The following is a 25,173-nucleotide window of genomic DNA, read 5'->3' as shown; positions in this document are numbered from 1 at the left end:
AATATGGAGTAATGACCGGAACACTCGTGGCCAAGGGGCTGGCCGGCGGCTACGCGCACCGCACCCTGTTTGAATCGCTCGACCTCACGGTCGCCCCCGGTGACGTGATCGGTGTGGTCGGTGCCAACGGCGCGGGTAAATCCACGCTGTTGAACCTGTTGGCCGGATCGGGTGAGCCGCAGGCCGGCACGATCACGCTCAGTCCGGCGGATGCCTTCGTCGGCGCTCTGCCGCAGGAGCACGAACGTGTTCCCGGAGAGACCATCGCCGGCTACATCGCCCGGCGTACCGGCTGCGCCGAGGCGACCCGCGAGATGGATGCCGCGGCATCCGCTCTCGGAGACACCGCGCCGCCCGCCGGCGGAATCGACCCGGCCGACACCTATTCGACCGCGCTGGAGCGCTGGCTGGCCAGCGGCGCCGCCGACCTCGACGAACGGTTGCCGCTCGTTCTCGCCGATCTGGGTCTTGACCTGGGTGCCGCGCTCACCGCCGACACCCCGATGACCGCGCTCTCGGGCGGCCAGGCCGCGCGCGTGGGACTGGCCGCGTTGTTGCTCTCCCGATTCGATATCGTGTTGCTCGACGAGCCCACCAACGACCTCGACCTCGACGGACTCGAGCGACTCGAAGCCTTCGTCCGGGGCCTGCGCGGCGGTGTGGTGCTGGTCAGCCACGACCGCGAATTTCTGGCCCGTTGCGTTACCCGAGTGCTCGAACTCGACCTTGCTCAGGGGGCGAATCGGGTGTTCGGCGGCGGCTATGACTCCTATTTGGAGGAACGCGAAACGGCTCGGCGCCACAACCGCGAGAACTACGACGAGTTCGCAGCCAAAAAGGCCGACCTCGTTGGCCGGGCCAGAACGCAGCGGGAATGGTCAAGTCAGGGCGTGCGCAACGCCATGAAGAAGGCGCCAGACAACGACAAGATCCGGCGCAAGGCCTCCGTCGAGTCGAGCGAAAAGCAGGCTCAGAAGGTGCGGCAGATGGAAAGCCGCATCGCGCGCCTCGATGAGGTGGAGGAGCCTCGCAAGGAGTGGCAGCTCGAGTTCACCATCGGCTCGGCCACGCGTTCCAGCGCCGTTGTGGCGACGCTGAGCAACGCCGAGTTTCGGCAGGGTACGTTCACCCTCGGACCCCTGTCGCTGCAGGTCAATGGCGGCGAACGCATCGGCATCACCGGTCCTAACGGCGCCGGCAAGTCCACCCTGCTGCGGGCGCTGCTCGGTCGTCAGAAGCCGGATGCCGGCGGGGCCCACCTCGGCAGCAGCGTGGCAATCGGCGAAATCGACCAGGCACGGGCGCTTCTGGCCGGTACCCGACCCCTCGCCGTGAGCTTCGAGGTGCTCGTTCCCGAGCTGTCGCCGGCCGCGGTACGCACCCTGCTGGCGAAGTTCGGGCTCAAGGCCGACCATGTGAATCGTCCGGTTGATGAGCTGTCGCCGGGGGAGCGCACCCGGGCCGGCCTGGCCCTGCTGCAAGCCCGCGGCGTCAACCTACTCGTGCTCGACGAACCCACCAACCACCTCGACCTCGCCGCCATCGAACAGCTCGAACAGGCGCTCGACGCCTATGAGGGCACGCTGCTGCTGGTCACCCACGACCGGCGCATGCTCGAGCACGTGCACACCGACCGACACTGGAACGTCAATGCGGGGCAGGTCACCGAACTCTGATGGTTCCGGTCGATTCCCGTCGCTCGGGGCCGGCGGGCTGCCGGTCGCAGCGCGGGAGTTGCGCCAGTGCGCGGGAGTTCGGCCTCCCGCGTACCGGCGCAAGTCCCGCGCGTCCCGAGAAGCGCCGCGTCTGACGATCCGAGCGAGGCCAGCGAGCGGCCCGGGGCCTGCGTGGCTGCGCCGTCGCGCCTCGCTGCTTCGCGGCTAGCGCGACTGGCGCCTCTTGCCCAACTTTGGCTGACCCTTGACGGCCGGAGCCCGACCCTTGCCCTTGTGGGCTTTTGCCTTGCCGCCACCGGAACCGCCATTCTTGCCAGGCCGGGCACCCTGGCCCGCTGACTGGGCGAGCTCCAGTCGTGCATCGACCAGAAATACCGAGCCGATCTCGGTGAGCGTCGTGCGCTCGGCAGAACGATCGAACAGGGCATAGCCGAGCTCTGCCTCGATTTGCTTCACCGACGCGCTCAGGGTGTCGCGCGAAATTCCGAGCGCCTGCGCGGCGCGGGCAAAATCAGGTGCCTCAGCGGCGGCCACGAAGTGGCCCAGCAGGGTGATGTCCACGAACAGCCTCTCGTTGGGTTGCGCGGATTAAGCGCCAGAACATCAAGGCTACGCGTCGAAAATGCCACCGCCTACCGGCATCCGATGCTCGGGGTAGGCGTAACAGCGCTGACGTGGTTCGCTGGATGCATGAATACCCTGCCGATGTTTCCCCTGGGATCCGTGCTCTTTCCCTACATGCCCCTGCAACTGCGGGTCTTTGAGCAGCGGTATCTCGTGATGCTCGCCCGCGTGCTGGATTCCCCTCCGGCCGAATTCGGCATTGTTCTGATCGAACGGGGACAGGAGGTCGGCGGCGGCGAGCGTCGATTCAGCGTCGGCACGGTCGCCCGGGTCACCCAGCTGGAAGCACCAGAGGGCTACCTCGGTCTTGTCGTGCAGGGTGAGCGCAGAATCGAGGTGACCGAGTGGATGCCGGAGGACCCGTATCCGCTCGCCGCCGTGCGCGAACTGCCCGATCTGGACTGGGACGATTCGCTGCTGCCGCGCCGCGAAGAAGCCGAACAGCTGGTGCGGCGCACCCTGTCGCTCGCGAGTGAGTTCGCCGACCAGGAATGGTCGCCCGACGTGGCACTTTCCCACGATCCGACCGCAGCGGCCTGGCAGCTCGCCGCGATCGCCCCGGTCGGGCCGCTCGACCAGATCGTGCTGCTGCGCTCTGAGAACATGGCGGCCCTGCTCGACAACACCATTGAACTCACCCAGGCTGCCGCGGACGCGTGTGCGTGGTGACGGCCTAGACCCCGATATCCCGCTGACGCAGCGCCAGGGCTGCGGCTGCAGCGAGCACAAGCGAGAGCGCGTAGAACGCCGCGATCGTTGCCGGGTCAGCGCCTGAACTCAACGGGTTGCTGCCGAAGGCCCAGTAGTACGGGCTCAGGTTGTGCAGCCACTCCAGGCCCGCGCTCTGATTGCCGAGCGCGTTGAAGATATACCCGACGACGGCCACTCCCGATCCGGCAGCGATACCGCCGATGCGCCGCCCGCTGAGTGCTCCGCCGAGCAGCGCCACGGATGCCGTCAGCAGTGACACCCCGCCAAACATAAGACTCGTACCGAGCAGGTTTCCCAGATCAATCTGAAGCTGGGCGGGATCATTCAGCGCCAGCACGAACAGGAATGTCAGAGCGGACAGGACGAGGATCTTGACCGCGATGGCACAGAACCGTGCCGCGGCCACCTGCACTCGAGTCACCCCGTGGGCCAGGGTGAGCTCGAGTCTTCCCGACTCCTCGTCGCCGCCCAGCGCACTGGCACCCCAGCTGGTCGCCGCGATAGTCATCAGCACAAACCCGATCAGTCCGAACACGGTGGCCTGCGCGTAACCGGCACCGGTACCGATCTGGTCGTAATTGAGGGTTTTGATCAGCTCCGGCGGCAGGTTCTTGATGATGTCCTGCATTGCAGAGCCCCCGCTGATGCTCGGGTAGAGCGGGAGGTAGAGAAAAGCGGCTGCGGCAAGCCCGAGTGCCCAGCCCACCAACCCGCGCCAGGAATCGGTGAAGACCTTGCCGAAGATTGGCAATGGCGCCCGGCGCACGGTAGGCGCGCTGTCCTGCACGACGGTCATGTGGTCACGTCCCTCGGTGGGCTCGAAGGGGGGCTCGAGGGGGAACTCGTGTGGGCGGGGGCGGAATACAGTTTCAACACGGACTCCTCCAGATCTGGCTCCTCCAGCATGAGGTCCTTCAGCTGCAGGGTCGAGATCGCCTGCACGAACGGCGCGATCTCGCCGCTCAGGGTGGCGACGGCCTCGGCATCACCGGCCGGCGTCAGCGTGCACTCGAGGGTCGTCACACCCTCGAGTGCACCCAGCACGGCGGCGAGATCGGTGGGGCGAATACCGCTCGCCACCAGGCGCAGGTGACGGATGGCAGTGCTGCGTAGTTCGTCCACCGTGTTGATGGTGACGATTCGACCGTCGCGCAGAATAGCGACCTCATCCGCCGCCTGCTGAATCTCGCTGATCACGTGAGACGAAAGAAAAACGGTCTGACCGCGGCTCTGGGCCTCGCGCACCATCGTCAGAAATTCCTGCTGCATAAGCGGGTCGAGGCCGCTCGTGGGTTCATCGAGCACGAGCAATTCGGGCTGGTGCATGAAGGCCTGCACAATGCCGAGCTTTTGCTTATTGCCCTTGGACAGCTTGCGCACCTGCCGATCCAGATCGAGCCCCAGCCGCTCGGCCAACTCGTGCACGTGGCCGGCCTGGACCGGGCCCGAGATATCGGCGTAGTGCGCCAGCAGGCGTCGTCCGCTCGTGCGCCCTTCGAGGATCAGCTCGCCTGGCAGATATCCGATTCGTCGCCGCAAGTCTGGTCCCGCGTTCCGCGACGGGGTACCGAGCACGGTGGCCTGTCCAGAGGTCGGTCGAATAATGTCGAGAAGGGCACGCATAATCGTGGTCTTACCGGCGCCATTGGGACCGATCACTCCGAACACCGAGCCGCGCGGTACCTGAAAAGTCACACCGTTCAGCGCCCGATTGTGGCCGAACTGCTTGACGAGGTCGATCACGTCGATCGCCACGTCCGACCGGGTGCCGTCGGCGCGAACGCCTGTGGACGGGTCGAGTGCAACGTGGCTCATGAAGTCTCCCTCGCTCTGGTTGCAAATTTTAGTCCCCTCTGACATGTCGCCGAGAAGTGCGCCACGTCGCCGAAAAGTGATCGTCGACGTTGGAAACGCCGAAATCGATCTCATCCTCGCATCTCGGCTGCCGCCGGGTGTGCCCGCTGGTGTCTAATGGGATAGATGACAGAGATCTCAGCCGTATCCGGCACCGTTGTCGGCCCCGACGGCCTCGGGCGCCCCTTCTGGGCCTCGGTCGACCCGATGTTGCGAAATTATTACGACACCGAGTGGGGCATTCCGGTGCGTACCGAACACGCCCTGTTCGAGCGCATCAGTCTCGAGGCGTTTCAATCCGGGCTGTCCTGGGCCATCATTTTGCGCAAGCGTGCCGGGTTTCGCACCGCTTTCGCCGACTTTGATCCCGACGTGGTCGCTGCTTTCACCGATGATGACGTGGCGCGGCTACTTCAGGACGAGGCGATCGTGCGCAACCGCCTGAAGATTCGCGCCACCATCACCAACGCGCGGGCAACTCTCGCGCTGCGCGAGCATGGTGGGCTGGTCGACTTCGTCTGGGGGTTTCAACCCGAAGAAACGCCACGGCCACGCACACAGGCCGACGTGCCGACGAGCTCCGCGGAATCCGTCGCCCTCGCCAAAGCGCTGAAGAAAATCGGGTTCGCCTTCGTCGGTCCGACGACGATGTTCGCTCTGATGGAGGCGATCGGCATGATCGATACCCATCTGCAGGGCAGTCATCGCCGCGGCAGCAGTGGGGTGTGGAGCTAGCGGCGTGTGGGGCTAGGCTGGGCAGCAGTAGCGATCACGATGACGTATCGGCTGCACCACGCTAACTAAATATCGGGCCATATGGACGATGCGGGAGAGTTCGGCGCTGCGGCGTGCGAACACCGAAGGAGCAATCCTCCCCGACAATCTCTCAGGTACTCGTACCGCATCGAACTGGCCACTCTGAAAAGTAGACCGGGCGCTTAACGGTCTCGCCCACGGTGAAAATCAGCGCTCAGGTGCTGGTGAAGCTCTCAGGCACGAGCGACAGAGGGGGAGTTCCCGCGACGCTCAACCGAGCGTCGTACCAGCCGCGGCCGCACCTGTTCGGCCCTGTCACCCGGAGAACTCATGACATCGGCCGATTCTCGCACCTCCGCACCCTCGTCCTCCGAAGACGCACCGTCTTTGGTAGGCACTGAGCGTTTTTCGCCGCTGCACCAAACGCACGTCGACAACGGTGCGAGCTTCACCGACTTCGCCGGGTGGCAAATGCCGGTGCGTTACTCGAGCGACCTCGCTGAGCACCACGCGGTGCGCCACGAGGCCGGCCTGTTCGATCTGTCGCACATGGCCGAGATCCTGGTCGAGGGCCCGGACGCCGCCGCCTACCTTGACTTCGCCCTGGCCGGCAAGCTCTCGGTCATCGAACTCGGCCAGGCCAAGTACAGCCTGCTGCTCGCCGAGAACGGCGGCATCATCGACGATCTCGTCGTCTACCGCCTCGACGACGACAGGTTCCTCATCGTGGCCAACGCCGGCAACCGGTTCGCCGCCTTCGACGCACTCCTGGCGCGTGCCGCCGACTTCACCGTGAGCGTGCTCGACCAGAGCGACGACTACGCCCTCATCGCCGTGCAGGGTCCGAACGCCCGCGCCATTCTTGATGCCACCGAGGGCGTGACCGTGGGCACCGACCTGCGTTTCATGAAGTATTACCGCATATCGGATGCCACCTTCCGCGGCCAGCCGCTGCTGGTCGCCCGCACCGGGTACACCGGCGAAGACGGCTTCGAGCTGTATCTCGCGCCCGCCCAAGCCCGTGAACTGTGGGATGCGCTCGTAGTTGCGGGTGCGGACAAGGGTCTGGTTCCGGCCGGTCTCGCTAGTCGCGACACACTGCGGCTGGAAGCCGGCATGCCGCTCTACGGCCATGAACTGAACCTCACCACCTTCCCGGCGCAGGCCGGCCTTGGCCGCGTGGTCAATCTGAATAAGGAGAACGACTTCGTCGGCCGCAGCGCGAGCGAGGTCGGCCCACCGGTCGGGGCATCCGTTCTGGTGGGCCTGATGTCGGCCGGCAAGCGTGCTGGCCGCGCAGACTACGAGATCTTCCGCAGCCTCGATGCCGAGGCGAGCGACGGAGTGATCACGAGCGGTGCCCTGTCGCCGACCCTCGGCTACCCGATCGCCATGGCATACGTCACCGCCGACCTCGCCCGCCTCGGCACCGAGGTGTACGTCGACGTTCGCGGCACGCGCATTCCCGCCACCGTCACATCTCTTCCCTTCTATAAGCGCGTCAAGTAGACCGATTTCTTTTCTGAATCCGTGAAACCTGTGAAAGGCACACCATGACAGACACATCGAAACTGCAGTACACCGCCGAGCACGAGTGGGTTCTGGTCGACGGCAGCGTCGCGACCGTGGGCATCACCGCCTACGCCGCTGAGAAGCTCGGGGACGTCGTCTTCGTCGAACTGCCCGAGGTCGGCAGCACCGTTGCCGGCGGCACCGTGGTGGGCGAGATCGAATCGACCAAGTCGGTCGGCGAACTGTTCGCCCCGGTGGACGGCACCGTCACTGCCACCAACGCCAAGGTGATCGACACCCCCGAGCTTGTCAACAGCGACCCCTTCGGTGAGGGATGGCTGATCAAGGTCGAATTCGAGACCCTCCCCACGCTGCTCAGCTTTGCCGAGTATTCCGCCCTGGTCGGGGAGTAAACCTCCCAATGACCCAGGCCTTCACGCAGCGTCACATCGGAACCGATGCCGACGCCCAGTCCCACATGCTCGCCACGCTCGGCTACGACTCGGTGGAAGACCTCGTTTCCGCTGCCATGCCCGCCTCGATCCACGCCGACCTGTTTCGGCAGGACGGGGACAGCGCGCTGCCCCCCGCCGCGAGCGAGAACGAGGCCGTGGCCGAACTTCGAGCCCTGGCCGGCCGCAATACGGTGAAACGTTCAATGATCGGCCTCGGCTACTACGACACGTTCACGCCGGCCGTGATCAAGCGCAACGTATTTGAGAACCCCAGCTGGTACACCGCCTATACGCCGTACCAGCCGGAGATCTCGCAGGGCCGCCTCGAAGCCCTCCTGAACTTTCAGACCATGATCGCCGACCTCACCGGGCTGGCCGTGGCCAACGCGTCGATGCTCGACGAGTCCACGGCTGTGGTGGAAGGCATGCTGCTGGCCCGGCGCGCCTCCAAATCCGGTTCCCGCCGCTTCATCGTTGACACAGATGCCTTCCCGCAGACCCACGCGCTGCTCGCCAATCGCGCCGCCGCTCTCGGTATTGAGCTCGCCCCCGTGGCACTGAACGAGCAGACCACGGCCGATGATCTCGGCGACTATTTCGGTGTCTTCGTGCAGTATCCGGCAGCATCCGGTCGCATCTGGAACCCGCAGTCCGTGATTGACCTCGCACACGAAAACAGGGCGCTCGCCGTCGTGGCCGCCGACCTGCTCGCCCTCACCCTGTTGAAGTCGCCCGGCGACCTCGGCGCCGATGTTGCCGTCGGAACCAGCCAGCGCTTCGGGGTGCCGATGGGGTTCGGCGGACCGCACGCCGGCTATATGGCCGTTCGGAAGGGGCTGGAACGTCAGCTCCCCGGCCGACTCGTCGGCGTGAGCGTTGACTCGGTCGGGCACCCGGCCTACCGCCTCGCCCTGCAGGTACGCGAACAGCACATTCGCCGCGACAAAGCCACCTCGAACATCTGTACCGCCCAGGTGCTGCTCGCCGTCATGGCGGGCATGTACGCGGTCTACCACGGTCCGCAGGGCCTGAAGGCGATTGCCGAACGGGTGCACGCGCGGGCCGGAGCGCTCGTCGTGGCCTTGCGGGCGATCGACGTCGACGTGCTCAGTGACGCGTTCTTCGACACATTCCAGATCAACGTGCCGGCGGGTGCCGCCGAGGTCGTGATGAAGGCAGCGGCCAGCGGCTACAACCTGCGTCTGGTCGACCCGAACACCATCAGCGTGTCGGTCGATGAGACCACCACGCTCGCCGACCTGTCCTACGTCGTGGGAGCCTTCGGGGGTCGCGACGCGTTCGGGCACGTCGACTTCGACAGCGTGCAGCACGGGCTGCCGGTCGAGCTTGAGCGGGTGAGCGAGTACCTGACCCATCCGGTGTTCAACACTCACCGATCCGAGACCAGCATGATGCGCTACCTCAAGCGGCTCGCCGACTACGACTATGCGCTGGACCGCGGCATGATCCCGCTGGGCTCCTGCACCATGAAGCTCAACGCGGCGAGCGAAATGGAGGCCGTCAGCTGGCCCGAATTCGCCGGAATCCACCCCTTCGCACCCGCAGCGGATGTTGAGGGCTACCTGCACCTCGTGCGCCAGCTCGAAACCTGGCTGAGCGATGTCACCGGCTACGATTCCGTGTCGCTGCAGCCGAACGCCGGCAGCCAGGGCGAACTGGCCGGGCTCCTCGCTATTTCAGGGTTTCATCGGTCCAACGGTGAGACGGGTCGCACAGTCTGCCTGATCCCATCGAGCGCGCACGGCACCAACGCGGCATCCGCTGCCCTGGCCGGCATGCGTGTCGTCGTTGTGGCCTGTGACGAGCTGGGCAACGTTGATTTGGCCGATCTGCACGCCAAGATTGCCGAACACGCCGAAAACCTCGCCGCCCTCATGATCACCTACCCGTCCACCCACGGCGTTTACGAGCATGAGGTAGCGACCATCTGTGCGGCCGTGCACGCGGCCGGCGGTCAGGTCTACGTCGACGGTGCCAACCTCAACGCCCTGCTCGGCTTCGCCCGCTACGGCGATTTCGGCGGCGACGTCTCGCACCTGAACCTGCACAAGACCTTCTGTATCCCGCACGGCGGCGGCGGCCCGGGTGTCGGCCCGGTTGCGGCCAAGGCGCACCTCGCACCATTTTTGCCCGGGCACCCGCTCGCGCAGAGCGACGAGCACTACCTGCTCGGCAATGCCGGATCCACCGCAACCGTCGTGCACGCCGGCGGGCCGGTCTCGGCCGCCCCCTACGGCAGCCCGAGCATCCTGCCCATCTCCTGGGCGTACGTGCGCATGATGGGCATCGACGGACTCAAACTGGCCACCGGTGCCGCCGTGCTCGCCGCCAACTACGTTGCCAAACGTCTGGAGAACAGCTACCCGCTGCTCTACTCGGGCGAAAACGGCCTGGTCGCGCACGAGTGCATTCTCGACCTGCGCCCGCTCACCGCGGCCACGGGGATCACCGTTGACGACGTGGCAAAACGCCTCGTCGACTATGGCTTCCACTCGCCGACGATGAGCTTTCCGGTGGCCGGTACCCTCATGGTCGAACCCACCGAGAGCGAAGATCTCGGCGAAATCGACCGCTTCGTTGACGCCATGATCGCCATCAAAGCCGAAGCGGATGCCGTCGCCGCCGGCCGCTGGAGCGCCGACGACAACCCGCTGCACAACGCGCCGCATACCGCGCAGTGCGTGATCGAGGGGGAGTGGGAGCATCCGTACGACCGGGCTACCGCGGTCTACCCGCTCGCGTCGCTGGTGCGCAACAAGTATTGGCCACCGGTGCGGCGCATCGACAACGCCTTCGGGGACCGCAACCTGGTCTGCGCCTGTCCGCCGCCGGAGGCGTTCGAGTAGGGGCTTCGCCCGCCACAGCGCGCGAATGGGTGGCCGCTCCGGTTACGGGCGTAGCGGCCACCCGTATCGGGCAAGCGGGCTCAACTCGGTCAAGCCCAGCCTCAGCTGGTGGGGGCGAGTAGCCCCGGCCACCAGGCCAGCGCGAGCGGGTAGCCGACGAACGAGAGTATGTCGAGCAGCCAGTGCGTCACCACCAGCGGCATGGTGCGCCCCCACCGGGTGTAGCACCAGCCGAACACCACGCCCATGGCCACGTTGCCGAAAAAGGGGCCAACGCCCTGATACAGGTGGTAGCTGCCGCGCAGCACGGCCGAGCTCAGGATGATGGTCCAGGTCGACCAGCCGAGTTCGCGCAGCCGGGTGAACAGGTAGCCGACCACGATGATCTCCTCGACCAGCGCAGCCTTGAGGGCGGCGAAGACGAGAATCGGTATGGTCCACCAAAAGCTATCGAGCGGTGCGGGTACCACGGCCACGGTGAAGCCGAAGGCGCGTCCGGCCAGATACAGCGCCAGGCCCGGAATGCCGATGACGAGCAGCAGCCCGAACCCGCCGAGCAGATCTTTGCCGGGCCGGGTGAGGTCGAAGCCGAGCCGGGTATACGGATTGTGTCCGGGCCGCCACAAGAGAAACAGCACCAGCGCCACCGCGGCGAGCCCGAAGGCGATGCCCAGAAACTGGTAGGTGAAGTCGAGCCACTCCCGCGGCGACTGCGAGCCGTTGATCGTGGCCGACTGATCGGCGAGTGGTGTCGTATCGGTCAGCCGGGCCACGATCGACACGATCGAATAGACAGCGGATGCCCCGAGGGAGAGGGCCAGCACGATGCCGACTTCCCAGATCAGTCGCGTTCGCAGTGTCCGGTCAAGCGGAGTCGGACGTGGGGAGGATGCGGTCGGCATGGCTCTATCCTGCCAGCGCGAGCTGTCGCTACCGTGCGTCCATTCACGGCTGAGCGCCCCGAACCACCCGAACGGTGCAGGCGTGCACCAGTGCCGACTGTGCAACATAAGTGCAGGCTCTGTGACAGTGTGCTCAATAGTTGGCCGAAACATTGCGTGCATGTAACGGTTCGCCCGTCAGTACCCATAATGGGCGCGTTGCGAACTAGGGTCTTAACAACCCCCCGACCGGGGTGGTAAAGAACGTTGCCGGGTTGACTCTATTGGCGCGTGACAAGGTCAAGAGCTGTGTCGGGCGTCATTTGTGCATTGGAGCAGAAATTGAAAATCAGGAGAATGGGCATGTTAGCCCTCGCTCTCGCGTCCACGGGAGCCCTCGCGCTCTCCGGCTGTGCCAGCGGCGGAGCGACATCGGGTGATGGAAGCGCAATCATCACCACAAATGGCTCCGAGCCGCAGATGTCTCTGATCCCGACCAACACCACGGAGGTCGGCGGCGGAAAGATCATCACGTCAATCTTCGCCGGACTGGTCTCCTACTCGGCGAGCGGAGAAATTCAGGACGAGGTCGCCCAGTCGATCGAATCCGATGACGCCACCAACTGGACCGTCACACTGAATGACGGCTGGACCTTTACCAACGACGAGCCCGTAACGGCCTCGTCGTTCGTTGACGCCTGGAATTACGGCGCGCTCGTCACAAACGCGCAGGGATCGTCCGGCTTCTTCGACAACATCGTTGGCTACACCGACGTCGCCAACACCAAGGACGACCCAACCGGAGCCACGGACGACTCCGGTGCGGTGCTCCAGATTCCCGACCCGCTCGCCCAGACCATGTCGGGCCTGACCGTTGTTGACGACACGACATTCACCGTGGAGCTCGCCGGCTCCGAGGCCGACTGGCCGCTCCGCCTGGGCTACGCGGCCTACTCGCCCTTGCCCGCCGTCGCCTTCGAGGATATGGATGCCTTCGGCCAGAACCCGATCGGCAATGGTCCGTACGAACTCGCTGGCGCTGATGCCTGGCAGCACGACGTGCAGATCGACCTCGTTACCAACCCGGACTATGCGGGGGTACGCACCCCCGCCAACGACGGGTTGACCATCATCTTCTTCGCTTCCTTTGAGGCTGCCTATGCGGCTCTCCAGGGCGGCGACCTCGATGTGCTCGACGCGATCCCCGAATCCGCCCTCGCGAACTACGAGTCGGACTTTCCGGACACCTTCGTGAACGAGCCCGCCGCGGTATTCCAGGCCTTCAACATGCCGTACTACCTCGAGCACTGGAGTGGTGAGGAAGGCAAACTGCGTCGCGCGGCCATCTCCATGGCGATTGACCGTGCGGAGATCACCGACGTTGTCTTCCAGGGCACCCGTACCCCGGCCACCGACTTCGCCTCCCCGGTCATCGACGGCTACTCGGATTCCCTCAAGGGCTCCGAAGTTCTCGAATTCAACCCCGAAGAGGCCCAGGCCAAGTGGGCTGAAGCCGACGCAATTTCGCCGTACACCGGCACTTTCGACATCGCGTACAACGCGGATGGGCCCCACCAAGTCTGGGTCGACGCCGTTGTGAACAGCGTCAAAAACACGCTCGGGATAGCTGCGGTCGGCAAGCCGTATCCGACCTTCGCCGCCTCACTCGATGACCGCAAGGCGTCGACACTGACCGGTGCAACCCGCGCCGGTTGGCAGGCCGACTACCCGTCGTTGTATAACTTCCTCGCCCCGCTGTACCAGACCGGTGCCGGCTCGAACTACGAGGGCTACAGCAGCGCTGAGTTCGACACGCTCCTCAAGGAGGGCGCTGCGGCTTCGAGCGTTGAAGACGCCACCGCCAAGTACGTCGAGGCTCAGGAAGTGCTGCTTCAGGACCTCCCGACCATCCCGCTCTGGTACCAGAACACATCGGGTGTCTGGTCTGAGACCGTGAGCAACGTCGAGTTCGGGTGGGATTCCGTGCCGCTCTACTTCGAGATCACCAGGAACTAACAGTTCGCTTCTAGTACGACATCACGAGAGGCCCGGGCTCAGACCCCGGGCCTCTTGAGTGACCTTTTGACGATTGCGATATTTCATGACCCCGACGTTCGTAATGCTGCGTAGAGCTGTTTGGCGACCTGTACCGCCCAGCCTCGTGGCGACTTCCCCGATGGAGAGCTGATGCTCTGGTATACCGGCAAACGTTTGCTCCAGATGATCCCCGTGTTCTTCGGCGCGACTTTTCTCATCTACTTCATGGTCTTTTCACTGCCCGGTGACCCGATTTCGGCGCTCTACGGCGAGCGTCCGCCATCGCCAGCGGTTATCGCGCAGATTCGCGCCGAGTACAACCTCGATAAACCGTTTGTGGTGCAGTACCTGCTCTACATCGGTAATTTCTTTCAGGGAAACCTCGGCACGACCTATTCCGGCCGGTCAGTTTCGGAGGTCATGGCTTCGGCCTTTCCCATCACGGCGCGCCTGGCAATGCTGGCGCTCGCCTTCGAAGCGGGCTTCGGTATTCTCGTGGGTCTCATCGCCGGCCTGCGCAAGGGCAAGCTGTTTGATGCGAGTGCGCTCGTCGTGAGCCTGCTCCTGATCAGCGTGCCAACCTTTGTCGTTGGCTTTGTGCTGCAATTCGTGTTTGGCGTGCAGCTCGGCTGGGCGCGCACCACGGTGAGTGGAGCAGCCCCGTGGGACCAACTGATTCTGCCGGCGCTGGTACTGGCATCCGTTTCGTTTGCCTACATCGTGCGGCTTACGCGCGCGAGCGTTTCTGACAACCTCAACGCCGACTTCGTGCGAACGGCTACGGCCAAGGGGATCTCGCGACCGCGCGTCGTGACCGTGCACGTGTTGCGTAACTCGCTCGTGCCCGTGATCACCTTTCTCGGTGTCGACATTGGTTCCCTCATGGTCGGGGCTATCGTCACCGAGGGAATCTTCAACATCAACGGAGTCGGTGGAACCGTGTTCAAGGCTATTCGGCTCGGAGAAGGGCCAACCGTGGTCTCCTTCATCGCCGTCATGGTCGTGATCTTCGTACTCGCCAATCTGCTCGTCGACCTGCTGTACGCGGCGCTGGACCCAAGGATTCGTTATGCCAAGTAAGAACCATGGCGCGCAGCCGCACTTCGTTGCAGCGTTTGAAGACACCCCCCTCGTTGCCATCGACAGACTCGACGAGACCGAGAAAGCACGCAGCACCTGGGCGGATGCCTGGGACGCGATGCGTCGCCGACCAACGTTCTGGATCTCCTCCGGACTCATCGTGCTGATTCTTGCGGTTGCACTCTTCCCCGCCTTGTTCTCCTCGGTTTCCCCAACGCAATGTCAGCTGTCGAACAGCAATGGATTACCGCAATCCGGGCATCCCCTCGGATTCACATTTCAGGGCTGTGACGTCTATTCCAGAATCATCTTCGGCACCGGCGCCTCGGTCACTGTCGGGCTTCTGGCAGCGGTCATCGTGACCCTGTTCGGCCTCATCGTCGGTGCCCTTGCCGGCTACTACGGAAAGTGGCTCGACGCCGTGGTCTCGCGCGTCGGCGATATCTTCTTTGCCGTTCCGACAGTGCTTGGCGCCATCGTGCTGCTGTCGGTGCTGCCGGACCGTACCCCGGTTGTCATCGCTCTGGTGATTTCGATGTTTGCCTGGCCACAGGTAGCCCGCATTATGCGTGGTGCCGTGCTGACCGCCCGCAATTCGGACTACGTTGTGGCTTCCGTCGCGCTCGGTGTATCGAAGTTCAAAATTCTGCTCCGGCATGTGGTTCCCAATGCCATCGCACCCGTGATTGTCATCGCGACAGTCTCGCTAGGAACGTTCATTGTTGCGGAGGCCACACTCTCCTTCCTGGGCATCGGCCTCGGCCCGGGCACGATGTCGTGGGGGCGCGATATCGGCGAAGCCCAGACATCCATCCGCACGAGTCCGCAGGTTCTCCTCTACCCGTCGATCGCGCTGTCCTTGACCGTGCTGGCATTCCTCATGCTCGGTGACGTTTTGCGTGATGCGCTCGACCCCCAAGCGAGGGCACGCCGATGACCCAGTTAGTGAACGAAACCGTGAACCAGTCCCCGTCGACCGACTCCGCGCCGCTCCTGGAAATCCGAGACCTTGAGGTGGGGTTCCGTACCCAGCGGGGAATCGTTCCCGCGGTGCGTGGCGTGAGCCTCACGCTCTATCCGGGCCAGACACTCGCCATCGTGGGGGAGTCCGGATCCGGAAAGACCACCACGGCGCAGGCAATCATTAACCTGCTTGCCGGCACCGGAACGGTGACCGGCGGGCAAATCCTCTTCCAGGGCCGTGATCTGACCCGGCTCACGCCCAAAGAGATGCAGGCCGTGCGTGGCAGTCAGATCGGCTACGTGCCGCAAGACCCGATGAGCAACTTGAACCCCGTGTGGAATATCGGCTTTCAGGTCGCGGAAGCGATTCGGTCGAACAGTGACGTCCGTGGCAAAGTCCTCAAGCAGCGCACCATCGAGGTTTTGCAAGAGGCGGGGCTGGCTGATGCCGCCGACCGACTCAAGCAATATCCGCACCAGTTCTCGGGCGGAATGCGTCAGCGTGTGCTCATCGGCATCGGGCTATCGGCTCGTCCCAAGCTGCTCATCGCCGATGAACCGACGAGCGCCCTCGACGTCACCGTGCAGCGTCAGATTCTCGATCACCTCGCGACTCTGACCCGGGACTATGGCACGAGCGTGCTGTTCATCACGCACGACCTCGGCCTCGCCGCCGAACGTGCCGAACAGCTCGTTGTGATGTACAAGGGAAAGGTGGTCGAATCGGGCCCATCGCAAGAGATCCTTGCCAACCCCCAGCATCCGTACACCCAGCGCCTCGTGGCAGCGGCACCAAGCCTCGCGTCACGGCGCATCCAGGCGAAAAAGAATCAGGATGCTCCGACCACCGAAATCTTTTCGGCTGGCGGCACCGATACGGCCTTGATTCGTCGGGCTACCGACCGCGAGCTGGCAGCCTCGGGCAAGGCCCTGATCTCCGTGGAGGGCATTACCAAGAAGTACCGCATCCGCAAGTCGGGTCTGCGTTACGACGAACTCCTCGCCGTGAACGACGTATCGTTCGGGGTCGAGAAAGGTACCACCACTGCGATCGTGGGGGAGTCCGGTTCGGGTAAGTCCACGGTGGCCAAGCTCATTCTGCAGTTGGAGAGCACAACGAGCGGGCGCATTGAATTCGACGGGCGTGATGTCGCCGGATTGACCGGGCGCGAGTTGTTGAACTTTCGCCGCCGCGTGCAGCCGGTGTTCCAAGACCCGTATGGGTCGCTCGACCCGCAGTACAACGTGGGAAACACCATCGCGGAACCTCTGCTGGCACACAAAGTGGGATCCAGAAAAGAACGTCAGAAGCGTGTACTCGAGTTGCTCGACCAGGTGTCGCTTCCAGCCACGACACAGTTCCGTTACCCGAGCGAGCTCTCCGGCGGTCAGCGCCAGCGAATCGCCATTGCGCGCGCTCTGGCCCTCAAACCCGATGTTCTCGTTCTGGATGAGGCCGTGTCTGCCCTGGATGTGCTCGTGCAAGGGCAGATTCTGAATCTCCTTACCGAGTTGCAGTCGGAGCTCGGGTTGACCTACCTGTTCATCACGCACGACTTGGCGGTGGTACGCCTCGTCGCCGATAACGTCTGTGTCATGCAGAAGGGGCGAATCGTCGAAGCGGCGCCCACCGACGAGGTCTTCGAGAAACCGCGTGAGCTCTACACCCAAGAGTTGCTGGGGGCGATCCCCGGAGCTAACTTCGAGTTCGGACGGTAGTCCGCACCAACATTACGATCAGGCCCGACTGGGGAACGATCCCGGTCGGGCCTGTGGTCTGTCACTCGTTGGTGTGGGGTGTGTCACCGTAGGTCTCGACGTCGAGTCACGGGCCGGTACCCAGCTGCGCCAGAAACGTCAGGCATGCTGGACACCGCCCGAGAGACTAGCTAGAACGAAGTGGGATACGGGTAGCTCTTCCAGGTTGCGTTGCACGACCAGTCATTGAACATGTGGTCCTTGGGGTAACCATTTCCGCAATTCGTCCACGCGACCTCACCGTATTTCACGCCGTCGCTGCCGTAAATCGTGCCGGGAAAGACACCCTCGGGGCACCACACGATGTACTTGTGTACTGAGGCGCCCGGTTCCGGCCCCGGCCCCCACTGGAAACAAACCCAGGGTATTGAATCAGGGATCGGAGAAGTAGGCGGGTTCGGGCTTGGGTAGCCGTTGCTTGGATCCCCTTGATCTTGAACCGCTGAGGCCGCGGTCGCACCGATAGGGGCGCCTACCAGCAGCAGGGCACCGACGAGAGCCGCGATGAACTTCCGTTTCGTCTTCATAGATATCTCCGTTCAGAAAGTGGTTTTGGTCAGGACCATTGCGCTTATAAACGTATATGTCCCCTCACGAAATCAAAGGCGAACTCGGAGGTCACGTTCAGTTTCGGTGGATTAGGGGAGCGGTTCCGCCGCTTCATCACCTGCTGGTCGACTCTCCGCCACGGCACCTGCCGCCCGGCGCGGGCGCCCGCTGATTATCGTCGCTCCGAGCCGCACCAAACGATGCAAAGTAAGCGCGACGACTGACGGAACGCAGTATTTGTGCAAAATGCCCGACTTGAACGAAAAAGAATGGAGCTATTTCATAACAGTTCCGCCAATTGCTTGGCACAGCGACGGTTTCTCTCTATGGTCGTAGCAAACCACGATCTGCTCGCGGCCCCAGCGCCGTGCGCCGATGATTATTTCGCCCAGGAGGAATCTTGTCCATCAGAGGAAAAATGTTCAGGAAGAGCCTCAGCGGGGTCGCCGTTCTCGGTGTCGCTGCTCTCGCCCTGACCGCATGCACCACATCAGGCAGCACCGGCACCAACTCGGATTCCGCCAGCGGCGGCGGCACGGTGACGGTTGCCGTGGTCAACGACTTCACGTCGTTCAACAACCAGACTCCGCAGTCCAACCTCGACACCAACGGCCAGGTCGGGTACCTCATGGGTAACTACGGCTCCGCTTTCTCGTACATCGACAAAGACTTCAACATCGTGCGCGAAGACAAGTTCGGCACTTTCAAGAAAACCAGCGACGACCCGCAGACCGTCACCTACACTCTCAACCCCGATGACAAGTGGTCCGACGGCGAGCCCGTGACGGCCGACGATATGGTGCTGTCGTGGGCGACCCAGTCCGGCTACTACGACAGCTCCACCGTCGATGAGGCCACGGGTGAGGTCGCGACCGGCACCACGTACTTCGAGATCGCGGCCAGCACGGCCGGTCTGGACACCACCGCCTACCCCACGGTCAGTGACGACAACCTGTCGATGACCCTCGTCTACGGCACACCCTACGTGGACTGGGAGCTGGTCAACCCGATCGGCCAGCCCGCCCACATCGTGGCCAAGAAGGCCGGACTGAGCTCAGCGGCCGACTTGACCGCTCTGCTCAAGGGCCTGCCGAAGGGCGACCGGGCCAACCCTGCCGCGCCCGACCCCACACTTCGGGCTGCCGCTGACTTCGTGAACACCGGCTATGACGTGACCGCCTTCCCGACCGACCCTGACCTGCTCGTCTCGAGCGGACCGATGGTGCCGACCGGCTGGACTCCCGGCCAGTCGTTCACGCTGGAGCGCAACAAGTACTACGTCGGAGGCATGATTCCCAAGATTGACAAGATGATCCTCCGTGTTATTCCCGACGCCAACGCCCAGGTCACAGCGCTGCAAAACGGCGAGGTCGACATCATCAACCCGCAGGCATCCGCTGACACCCTGACCGCGCTGGAGAATACCGGAGCCGATGTACTCACCGGCGACCAGGTCTCCTACGACCACCTCGACCTGCGGTTTGACCAGCCGGTCTTCGCTGATCTCGCCGTTCGTCAGGCATTCCTCAAGACGGTACCGCGCCAGCAGATCCTCGACTCCATCGTGACGCCGGTCAACCCCGACGCCAAGGTGCTGAACTCGCAGATCTGGGTTCCGGCCAACGAGCCCTACGCGGATTCCGTTGCCAACAACGGCTCGAAGGACTACGCCGATGTTGATATCGACGGGGCCAAGGCGCTCTTGGCCGGTGCGACTCCCTCGGTTCGGATTCTCTACAACACGAAGAACCCGAACCGGGTCGACGAATTCCAGGCAATTCAGGAATCCGCTGCCAAGGCAGGCATCACCGTTGTCGACGTGGGCTCGCCCGACTGGAGCTCACTGCTTGAGGGCGGCGACTATGACGCCTCGCTCTTCGGTTGGATCAGCCCTGGTGTCGGCTCGGCCGGTATTTCACAGATCTTCTCGACCGACGGCGGTGGAAACTACAACCGGTACACGGGAACGAACGCCGATGCCATCGCGACCCAGACGACCCTGGATCCCGACAAATTGATCGCCCTGGAAAAGAAGATGGACAAGCAGATGTTCGCGGATGCCTATGGCCTTCCGCTGTTCCAGCTGCCGGGCGTGTTCGGTGTCTCCAAGCGCGTGAGCGGTGTGGAGTACATGGGCAACCAGACCGGTCCGTTCTGGAACTTCTGGGAATGGTCCGTCAATAACTAGATAGCTCGATAGCGAGTTGGGCTCCTGGGTTCGCCCAGGAGCCCAACTCGCGGGTCGGGCGCCATCCGGCTTCGTCTTCCGATCAGGATTGCGAACAACTCCGACAGTGAACCAACTCCGACAGTGAGGTAGTCCCGGCATGGTGAGCTTTGTCCTGAGACGAATTCTCGTTTCTATTCTGATTCTGGTCGCAGCATCGTTTCTGATGTACGTCATGGTGGGGTATTCGGCGCAGCCGCTCCAGGACCTGCAGGGCAGCAATTCGCCCAACAAGCAGCAACTCATCAACGCTCGGGTGGCGCTGCTCAATCTTGACGTGCCCCCGCCGCTGCGCTGGGTGCTCTGGATCGGCGGGGTAGCCAAATGCGCCATCCCGTTCGCCAACGCCTGCGACCTCGGTTCCACGATTTCCAATGCTCGGGTGATTGACATCCTGCCCAACGCCTTGGCCGCAACGGTGCAGTTGGTCACTCTCGCACTCGTCCTCGCCATTCTGCTCGGCGTGACAATTGGCATCATCACCGCGCTGCGCCAATACAGCGGCCTGGACAACACGGTCACCTTCATCAGTTTCTTCCTGTACTCCCTGCCCGCATTCCTCGTGGCAGTGCTCCTCAAAGAATTTATCGCCATCGGGTTCAACGACTTTTTGCGTGACCCCGTGATTGGGAGCGTCGCGCTCGTCGCCATCGGCCTCGTTGTCGGTGCCATTTGGCAATCCCTTCTCGGCGGTGACGGCCGGCGCCGACTCGTCGTGTTTCTAGTGTCCGGGCTCGCGACATCCGGGGTCTTGCTGTTGATGAGCGCAACGGGGTGGTTCATGCACCCAGGCCTCGGCGCTATCCCCGTCGTGGTGTTGGTCGCCGCGATCGCCCTTGGTGCCGCAACCCTGCTCGCCGGCCTCCGCAACCGTCGGGCCCTGATCACTGCGGGCATCAACGCGGTCATCGCCCTCGTGGCCTACTTCACACTGCAGCACCTGTTCGACGTCTCGAGCGCCGGCACCCTCATCATCCTGGCGTTGGCCACCGCGGCCGTCGGGCTCCTGAGCGGGTTTCTGGCCGGCGGTTATGACCGTGGCCAGAATATGCGGGTCGGTATCGTCACGGCGCTCCTATCGGGGGCCGTGGTTCTGCTTGACCGCTTCATGCAGTCCTGGGGCGCACTGCTCATCGCTACCAATGGGCGCCCGATCGCAACTGTCGGCTCGAAGACCCCGGGATTGAGTGGCGATGTCTGGCTGACCGGCCTCGACACCTTCGCGCATCTCACCCTGCCGACCATCTCGCTGCTGCTGATCTCGTTCGCCGGCTATACCCGGTACTCCAGAGCCGGCATGCTCGAAGTACTCAGCCTCGACTACATTCGCACCGCCCGGGCCAAGGGGCTTCCGGAACGCACCGTGATCGTGCGGCACGCCTTTCGAAACATGTTGATTCCGCTGACCACCCTCGTCGCCTTCGACGTTGGGGCTCTGCTCGGTGGCGCGATCATCACCGAGAAGGTCTTCGCCATTCCCGGGATGGGCAGCCTGTTCAATGCGGGGCTCGACCGCGGGGACCTGAACCCGGTCATGGGCTATTTTCTGATCGTGGCCGTCATGGCGATCACCTTCAATTTTCTGGCCGATATGGCCTATGCCGGGCTCGACCCGAGAGTGAGGATTCGCTAATGTCCACACCGACTGGCGCGGGGCCCATACCGCCTCCCACTGAAACACCCGCCGATGAACTCGCCGTGGCGAGCTCGGTTCCCGAGAGCCAGGGGCGCCTGATTTGGCGTCGATTCGTCGGCAACAAGGTGGCCGTCGTTTCGGTCATCATCCTGCTGCTTATTATTCTGTTTTCCTTCTCTGCCATCGGTCTCGGCCCGATTCCCGGCTGGTGGAAGTACGGATACAAGGCGCTCAACCCGCAGGAGAACGGCGGCAATCCGACGCTCTCCGTGCTGCCACAGTTTCTTGGCGGCAACGGGATCTCTCTGGGCGAGCATCCGTTCGGTCAGGACCGCATCGGCAAGGACTATTTCGCCATGACCATGCGCGGCATCCAGAATTCCGCACTCGTCATGGTCGTGCTGGGACTCATCGCGACCGTTGTCGGCGTGTTCGTCGGGGCCATTGCCGGCTATTATCGCGGCACCGTCGACGCCGTCTTGATGAGGATTACCGACGTGTTCATCGTGATTCCGGCGCTGGTCATCGGTTCCGTCGTCGGCCACTGGTTCGGCAGTCTGGGCGCTCCGGTGCTCGCGATCATGCTCGGGTTCTTCTCCTGGATGGGCATCGCCCGGCTGGTGCGCGGCGAGTTTCTCTCGCTGCGCGAACGCGAATTCGTGGAGGCCGCCCGCGTGGCCGGTGCCAGCGACATGCGCATCATCTTCAAACACATCCTGCCCAACGCCATGGGCGTGGTCATCGTCTCGGCGACGCTGATCATGGCCTCGGCAATTCTGTTGGAGACGGCCCTGAGCTATCTCGGCTACGGCATCCGCTCGCCCGATGTGTCGCTCGGCCTGCTGATCAGCTCCAACCAATCAGCGTTCCAGACCCGGCCATGGCTGTTCTGGTGGCCCGGTGCGTTTATCGTGTCACTCGCGCTGCTGGTGAACTTTGTCGGAGACGGTCTGCGCGACGCCTTCGACCCGCGACACCGCCGGTTCAAGCTCAGCAAGATGCGCGAAACCCGGCCGGAACCGGAGCTGGAGGACCGGCCGTGACGCCGCGCAATTCTTGCTTCTTAGGACAGAAGAATGGCCACAATGGATGCCGCAGCGCCGGTCAGAAGCACGCCCGCCCGACCCCAAGCCCAGACAACCGATACGGGGGTTTGCGCCGCGAGGCCGCCCTGCACCCGGCCGCTTCTCTGCAGGGCGTCCCAGCGTGCGCGCACCAGGTGCGCCGCCTCGCCGGACTCGCTGCTGGGCAGGTCACCGGGGCGCGGGGCGCCGGTGAGGTAGGGCACGGGGTCGGTGGTCTTTCGTCGTCCGGCACTGGTGAGGCTGCGGCCGGGCGCAGGAGCGCAGTACACCGCGAACTTGCGGCCCGGTGTGTACAGGGTGAGCGCGAATTTAGTGTCGACGTGCACGAGCGCGGCCCACGGCACCACGATGGTGCGCAGGGGATTGCGGATGGTGACGGCCTGATCGTCCACCTGCAGGGTGGGGCGCCAGAGCATCTCCCAGACGAACAGCATCACGAACAGGGCCGGAACGACCAACCAGCGGTTCGATGCCGTCGGCAGCAGGAACAGGCTCAGTGCGGACATCGCGGTAACCGCGGCGAAAATGGCGGCGATGATGCGGTTGAAGCGCGAGTAAAAAATATTCGGGTCGGCGGCGACGGGCATGCAGCCATGCTGCCAGATGTTGACCGCCGACCACGCACGAACAGCAGCATCAACGAAAGCAGGAAGCTATGACCGATCAGGTGTCGACCACGTTCTCCGGCCCTGTATTGCAGGTCACCGACCTCACCGTGCACTTCGGCGTGGACAACGTCTGGGTGCCGGCCGCACTCAAACTGAACTATTCGATCGAGCGCGGCAAGGTGCTGGCCATCGTCGGCGAATCCGGTTCGGGGAAAAGCGCCAGTTCCATGGCCATTCTCGATTTGCTGCCGGAGAACAGCCGTATCTCGGGCAGCGTCAAGCTCAGCGGCCGTGAGCTCATGGGGCTGAAGCCCGCGCAGATGCACACGGTGCGTGGCGGCCAGATCGCAATGATCTTTCAGGAACCGATGACGGCTCTGAACCCGGTCTACACGATTGGATTCCAGATCATTGAAACACTGCGCGCTCACTTTGGGATGTCGCCCTCGCAGGCCAAAGCCCGCGCTTTGGAGCTGCTCGACATGGTCGAGCTGCCCGACCCGCTGAAAGCGTTCAACTCCTACCCACACCAACTATCCGGCGGACAGCGCCAGCGCGCCATGATCGCCCAGTCCATCTCCTGCGACCCGCAACTACTCATCGCCGACGAACCGACAACGGCGCTGGACGTGACGGTACAGGCGGAGATCCTCGACCTGCTCCGCAGCCTGCGCGACCGGCTCGACAGCGCCATCCTCTTGATCACGCACGACATGGGCGTGGTCGCCGACCTTGCCGATGACATCGCCGTCATGCGACGGGGCGTGATCGTCGAACGCGGCACGGTCGATCAGATCTTCAACGAACCCACGCACCCCTACACAATCGCCCTGCTCAAGGCGGTTCCCCACCTGGGTCAGCGCGGTGAAGAAGCCATCGACATGACCGCAGCGCTCGCCATCGGCACGGACATCGTGGTCGATGCGGTGCTCGCCGCGCGCATCGAAGTCAATGAGCGGCTGGCCAACGCGGCGGCTTCCGAGGCCCGGAATGACAGCCGCGAGGTGGTCGTCAAGTTCGACGACGTTGTCATCGAATATCCCAAACACGGCCGCGTCGCGGCGTTCCGGGCCGTCGACAAGGTCAACCTGTACGTGCGGCAAGGCGAGGTTCTCGGTCTGGTGGGGGAGTCGGGTTCCGGCAAAACCACTCTCGGTCGCGCGGCCATCGGCCTGCTACCGATCACCGCGGGCGCCCTGCACGTGGCCGGCCAGGATATTTCGAAGGCGAGCCGCGACGAGATCCACCGGCTGCACAAAAGCGTCGGCATCGTCTTTCAAGATCCCTCGTCTTCGCTCAACCCGCGGATGCCCATCGGTGACAGCATCGGTGAGCCGCTGCGACTGGCCAAGGGTTTGAAGGGAGCAGCCTTGAGCGCCGAGGTCGAGCGACTGCTGGACAGCGTCGAACTGCCGCGCGCCTACCGCAGCCGTTTTCCACACGAACTCTCCGGCGGGCAGAAGCAGCGTGTGGGTATCGCCCGCGCGCTCTCCCTCGAACCGAAGGTGCTCATCGCGGATGAGCCGACCAGCGCCCTCGACGTGTCGGTGCAGGCTCGGGTCTTGCAGCTGATCCAGTCACTGCAGCAGCAGATGAATTTCGCCTGCCTGTTCATCACCCATGACCTTGCCGTCATCGATGTGCTCGCCGATCGCATCGCGGTTATGCACCATGGCCGCATCGTGGAGACCGGCACGCGCGATGAGATTCTGCGTTACCCGAAGGACGCGTATACCCAGCGACTGCTGGCGGCCGTTCCGATCCCCGATCCGACCGAGCAGCGTGCCCGCCGTGAGCTGCGCCGCGAGTTAATGGCGTCCAGCAATTAGTAGGGGACCCTAGCCGGCCTGGCGAAATGGAACTGCAGAATCCGGAGCGGGGGCGACCCCGCCGA

At 63.7% G+C, this 25,173-nt stretch carries 19 protein-coding genes and 2 riboswitches; of the genes, 14 read left to right on the top strand and 5 right to left on the bottom strand.

Annotated features, from left to right (window positions below; all coding sequences use genetic code 11):
* The first annotated feature begins 11 nt into the window (after nucleotides 1-11).
* A complete protein-coding gene (locus tag QMK22_RS12750) occupies nucleotides 12-1,676 on the top strand; it encodes an ABC-F family ATP-binding cassette domain-containing protein (RefSeq protein ID WP_283498026.1) in 1,665 nt (554 codons plus the stop codon).
* 204 nt (nucleotides 1,677-1,880) lie between these two features.
* Here the strand turns inward: QMK22_RS12750 and QMK22_RS12745 are convergent, their stop codons facing one another.
* Nucleotides 1,881-2,237, bottom strand: a complete 357-nt coding sequence (locus QMK22_RS12745) for a LysR family transcriptional regulator (protein WP_283498025.1) — start codon at nucleotides 2,235-2,237, stop codon at nucleotides 1,881-1,883.
* A 129-nt stretch (nucleotides 2,238-2,366) separates the two neighbouring features.
* Between QMK22_RS12745 and QMK22_RS12740 the strand changes: the two genes are divergently transcribed.
* Complete coding sequence (locus tag QMK22_RS12740; RefSeq protein ID WP_283498024.1) at nucleotides 2,367-2,969, top strand: LON peptidase substrate-binding domain-containing protein; 603 nt, start codon at nucleotides 2,367-2,369, stop codon at nucleotides 2,967-2,969.
* Between the two features lie 4 nt (nucleotides 2,970-2,973).
* Here QMK22_RS12740 and QMK22_RS12735 read toward each other — a convergent pair whose 3' ends face one another.
* Both QMK22_RS12735 and QMK22_RS12730 read right to left on the bottom strand, forming a co-directional pair.
* A complete protein-coding gene (locus QMK22_RS12735) occupies nucleotides 2,974-3,807 on the bottom strand; it encodes an ABC transporter permease (protein ID WP_283498023.1) in 834 nt (277 codons plus the stop codon).
* Nucleotides 3,804-4,826 (bottom strand): ABC transporter ATP-binding protein, encoded by a 1,023-nt coding sequence (locus QMK22_RS12730; protein ID WP_283498022.1) that lies wholly within the window; start codon nucleotides 4,824-4,826, stop codon nucleotides 3,804-3,806. Before QMK22_RS12730 ends, QMK22_RS12735 begins: the two co-directional genes overlap by 4 nt.
* Before the next feature lie 165 nt (nucleotides 4,827-4,991).
* Between QMK22_RS12730 and QMK22_RS12725 the strand changes: the two genes are divergently transcribed.
* The 4 genes from QMK22_RS12725 to gcvP all read left to right on the top strand — a co-directional run bounded on the left by QMK22_RS12725 (nucleotide 4,992) and on the right by gcvP (nucleotide 10,455).
* Nucleotides 4,992-5,600 carry a DNA-3-methyladenine glycosylase I gene (locus QMK22_RS12725; RefSeq protein WP_283498021.1) on the top strand — a complete coding sequence of 203 codons (609 nt, stop codon included), beginning with the start codon at nucleotides 4,992-4,994 and terminating at the stop codon, nucleotides 5,598-5,600.
* An 81-nt stretch (nucleotides 5,601-5,681) separates the two neighbouring features.
* Nucleotides 5,682-5,777: riboswitch (glycine riboswitch) on the top strand.
* Nucleotide 5,778: 1 nt separating this feature from the next.
* A riboswitch (glycine riboswitch) is annotated at nucleotides 5,779-5,878 on the top strand.
* A 73-nt stretch (nucleotides 5,879-5,951) separates the two neighbouring features.
* Nucleotides 5,952-7,130, top strand: a complete 1,179-nt coding sequence (gcvT, locus tag QMK22_RS12720; RefSeq protein WP_283498020.1) for a glycine cleavage system aminomethyltransferase GcvT — start codon at nucleotides 5,952-5,954, stop codon at nucleotides 7,128-7,130.
* Nucleotides 7,131-7,174: 44 nt separating this feature from the next.
* On the top strand, nucleotides 7,175-7,546 hold the full coding sequence (gene gcvH, locus QMK22_RS12715; protein WP_283498019.1) for a glycine cleavage system protein GcvH: 372 nt from the start codon (nucleotides 7,175-7,177) through the stop codon (nucleotides 7,544-7,546).
* 8 nt (nucleotides 7,547-7,554) lie between these two features.
* Nucleotides 7,555-10,455: an aminomethyl-transferring glycine dehydrogenase gene (gcvP, locus tag QMK22_RS12710; RefSeq protein ID WP_283498018.1), complete on the top strand. Its 2,901-nt coding sequence runs from the start codon at nucleotides 7,555-7,557 to the stop codon at nucleotides 10,453-10,455.
* A gap of 101 nt (nucleotides 10,456-10,556) precedes the next feature.
* Here the strand turns inward: gcvP and QMK22_RS12705 are convergent, their stop codons facing one another.
* Nucleotides 10,557-11,357 carry a CPBP family intramembrane glutamic endopeptidase gene (locus QMK22_RS12705; protein WP_283498017.1) on the bottom strand — a complete coding sequence of 267 codons (801 nt, stop codon included), beginning with the start codon at nucleotides 11,355-11,357 and terminating at the stop codon, nucleotides 10,557-10,559.
* A 342-nt stretch (nucleotides 11,358-11,699) separates the two neighbouring features.
* On the opposite strand from QMK22_RS12705, the gene QMK22_RS12700 reads away from it, so the two are divergent.
* The 7 genes from QMK22_RS12700 to QMK22_RS12670 all read left to right on the top strand — a co-directional run bounded on the left by QMK22_RS12700 (nucleotide 11,700) and on the right by QMK22_RS12670 (nucleotide 22,629).
* Nucleotides 11,700-13,352 (top strand): peptide ABC transporter substrate-binding protein, encoded by a 1,653-nt coding sequence (locus QMK22_RS12700; protein WP_283498016.1) that lies wholly within the window; start codon nucleotides 11,700-11,702, stop codon nucleotides 13,350-13,352.
* Nucleotides 13,353-13,523: 171 nt separating this feature from the next.
* Entirely contained in the window at nucleotides 13,524-14,453 is a 930-nt protein-coding gene (locus QMK22_RS12695; protein ID WP_283498015.1) for an ABC transporter permease, read from the top strand.
* Nucleotides 14,443-15,390 carry an ABC transporter permease gene (locus QMK22_RS12690; RefSeq protein ID WP_283498014.1) on the top strand — a complete coding sequence of 316 codons (948 nt, stop codon included), beginning with the start codon at nucleotides 14,443-14,445 and terminating at the stop codon, nucleotides 15,388-15,390. The genes QMK22_RS12695 and QMK22_RS12690 overlap by 11 nt, the downstream gene beginning before the upstream one ends.
* The gene (locus QMK22_RS12685) at nucleotides 15,387-17,135 is read left to right on the top strand and encodes a dipeptide ABC transporter ATP-binding protein (protein ID WP_283498013.1); all 1,749 of its coding nucleotides are present in this window, start codon (nucleotides 15,387-15,389) and stop codon (nucleotides 17,133-17,135) included. The genes QMK22_RS12690 and QMK22_RS12685 overlap by 4 nt, the downstream gene beginning before the upstream one ends.
* A gap of 1,006 nt (nucleotides 17,136-18,141) precedes the next feature.
* Nucleotides 18,142-19,911, top strand: coding sequence for an ABC transporter family substrate-binding protein (locus tag QMK22_RS12680; RefSeq protein WP_283498012.1), 1,770 nt, complete (start codon nucleotides 18,142-18,144; stop codon nucleotides 19,909-19,911).
* Between the two features lie 139 nt (nucleotides 19,912-20,050).
* The gene (locus QMK22_RS12675; protein WP_283498011.1) at nucleotides 20,051-21,583 is read left to right on the top strand and encodes an ABC transporter permease; all 1,533 of its coding nucleotides are present in this window, start codon (nucleotides 20,051-20,053) and stop codon (nucleotides 21,581-21,583) included.
* Nucleotides 21,583-22,629: an ABC transporter permease gene (locus QMK22_RS12670; protein ID WP_283498010.1), complete on the top strand. Its 1,047-nt coding sequence runs from the start codon at nucleotides 21,583-21,585 to the stop codon at nucleotides 22,627-22,629. The genes QMK22_RS12675 and QMK22_RS12670 overlap by 1 nt, the downstream gene beginning before the upstream one ends.
* 20 nt (nucleotides 22,630-22,649) lie before the next feature.
* Here the strand turns inward: QMK22_RS12670 and QMK22_RS12665 are convergent, their stop codons facing one another.
* Nucleotides 22,650-23,258, bottom strand: a complete 609-nt coding sequence (locus tag QMK22_RS12665; RefSeq protein WP_283498009.1) for a PH domain-containing protein — start codon at nucleotides 23,256-23,258, stop codon at nucleotides 22,650-22,652.
* 68 nt (nucleotides 23,259-23,326) lie between these two features.
* Between QMK22_RS12665 and QMK22_RS12660 the strand changes: the two genes are divergently transcribed.
* Nucleotides 23,327-25,108, top strand: a complete 1,782-nt coding sequence (locus QMK22_RS12660) for a dipeptide ABC transporter ATP-binding protein (RefSeq protein ID WP_283498008.1) — start codon at nucleotides 23,327-23,329, stop codon at nucleotides 25,106-25,108.
* Nucleotides 25,109-25,173 lie beyond the last annotated feature (65 nt).

The sequence above is a fragment of the Cryobacterium sp. PH29-G1 genome, assembly GCF_030063365.1.
Classification (GTDB): Bacteria; Actinomycetota; Actinomycetes; order Actinomycetales; family Microbacteriaceae; genus Cryobacterium.
This window is presented reverse-complemented; position numbering and strand designations above follow the sequence as displayed.

Coding starts and splice junctions, on each gene's coding strand:
- QMK22_RS12660 (WP_283498008.1), top strand. CDS start 23,327: ATGACCGATCAGGTGTCGACCACGTTCTCCGGCCCTGTATTGCAGGTC.
- gcvH (WP_283498019.1), top strand. CDS start 7,175: ATGACAGACACATCGAAACTGCAGTACACCGCCGAGCACGAGTGGGTT.
- QMK22_RS12740 (WP_283498024.1), top strand. CDS start 2,367: ATGAATACCCTGCCGATGTTTCCCCTGGGATCCGTGCTCTTTCCCTAC.
- QMK22_RS12690 (WP_283498014.1), top strand. CDS start 14,443: ATGCCAAGTAAGAACCATGGCGCGCAGCCGCACTTCGTTGCAGCGTTT.
- QMK22_RS12670 (WP_283498010.1), top strand. CDS start 21,583: ATGTCCACACCGACTGGCGCGGGGCCCATACCGCCTCCCACTGAAACA.
- QMK22_RS12725 (WP_283498021.1), top strand. CDS start 4,992: ATGACAGAGATCTCAGCCGTATCCGGCACCGTTGTCGGCCCCGACGGC.
- QMK22_RS12700 (WP_283498016.1), top strand. CDS start 11,700: ATGTTAGCCCTCGCTCTCGCGTCCACGGGAGCCCTCGCGCTCTCCGGC.
- QMK22_RS12685 (WP_283498013.1), top strand. CDS start 15,387: ATGACCCAGTTAGTGAACGAAACCGTGAACCAGTCCCCGTCGACCGAC.
- QMK22_RS12680 (WP_283498012.1), top strand. CDS start 18,142: ATGTTCAGGAAGAGCCTCAGCGGGGTCGCCGTTCTCGGTGTCGCTGCT.
- QMK22_RS12735 (WP_283498023.1), bottom strand. CDS start 3,807: ATGACCGTCGTGCAGGACAGCGCGCCTACCGTGCGCCGGGCGCCATTG.
- QMK22_RS12705 (WP_283498017.1), bottom strand. CDS start 11,357: ATGCCGACCGCATCCTCCCCACGTCCGACTCCGCTTGACCGGACACTG.
- QMK22_RS12695 (WP_283498015.1), top strand. CDS start 13,524: ATGCTCTGGTATACCGGCAAACGTTTGCTCCAGATGATCCCCGTGTTC.
- gcvP (WP_283498018.1), top strand. CDS start 7,555: ATGACCCAGGCCTTCACGCAGCGTCACATCGGAACCGATGCCGACGCC.
- QMK22_RS12730 (WP_283498022.1), bottom strand. CDS start 4,826: ATGAGCCACGTTGCACTCGACCCGTCCACAGGCGTTCGCGCCGACGGC.
- QMK22_RS12665 (WP_283498009.1), bottom strand. CDS start 23,258: ATGCCCGTCGCCGCCGACCCGAATATTTTTTACTCGCGCTTCAACCGC.
- gcvT (WP_283498020.1), top strand. CDS start 5,952: ATGACATCGGCCGATTCTCGCACCTCCGCACCCTCGTCCTCCGAAGAC.
- QMK22_RS12675 (WP_283498011.1), top strand. CDS start 20,051: ATGGTGAGCTTTGTCCTGAGACGAATTCTCGTTTCTATTCTGATTCTG.
- QMK22_RS12750 (WP_283498026.1), top strand. CDS start 12: ATGACCGGAACACTCGTGGCCAAGGGGCTGGCCGGCGGCTACGCGCAC.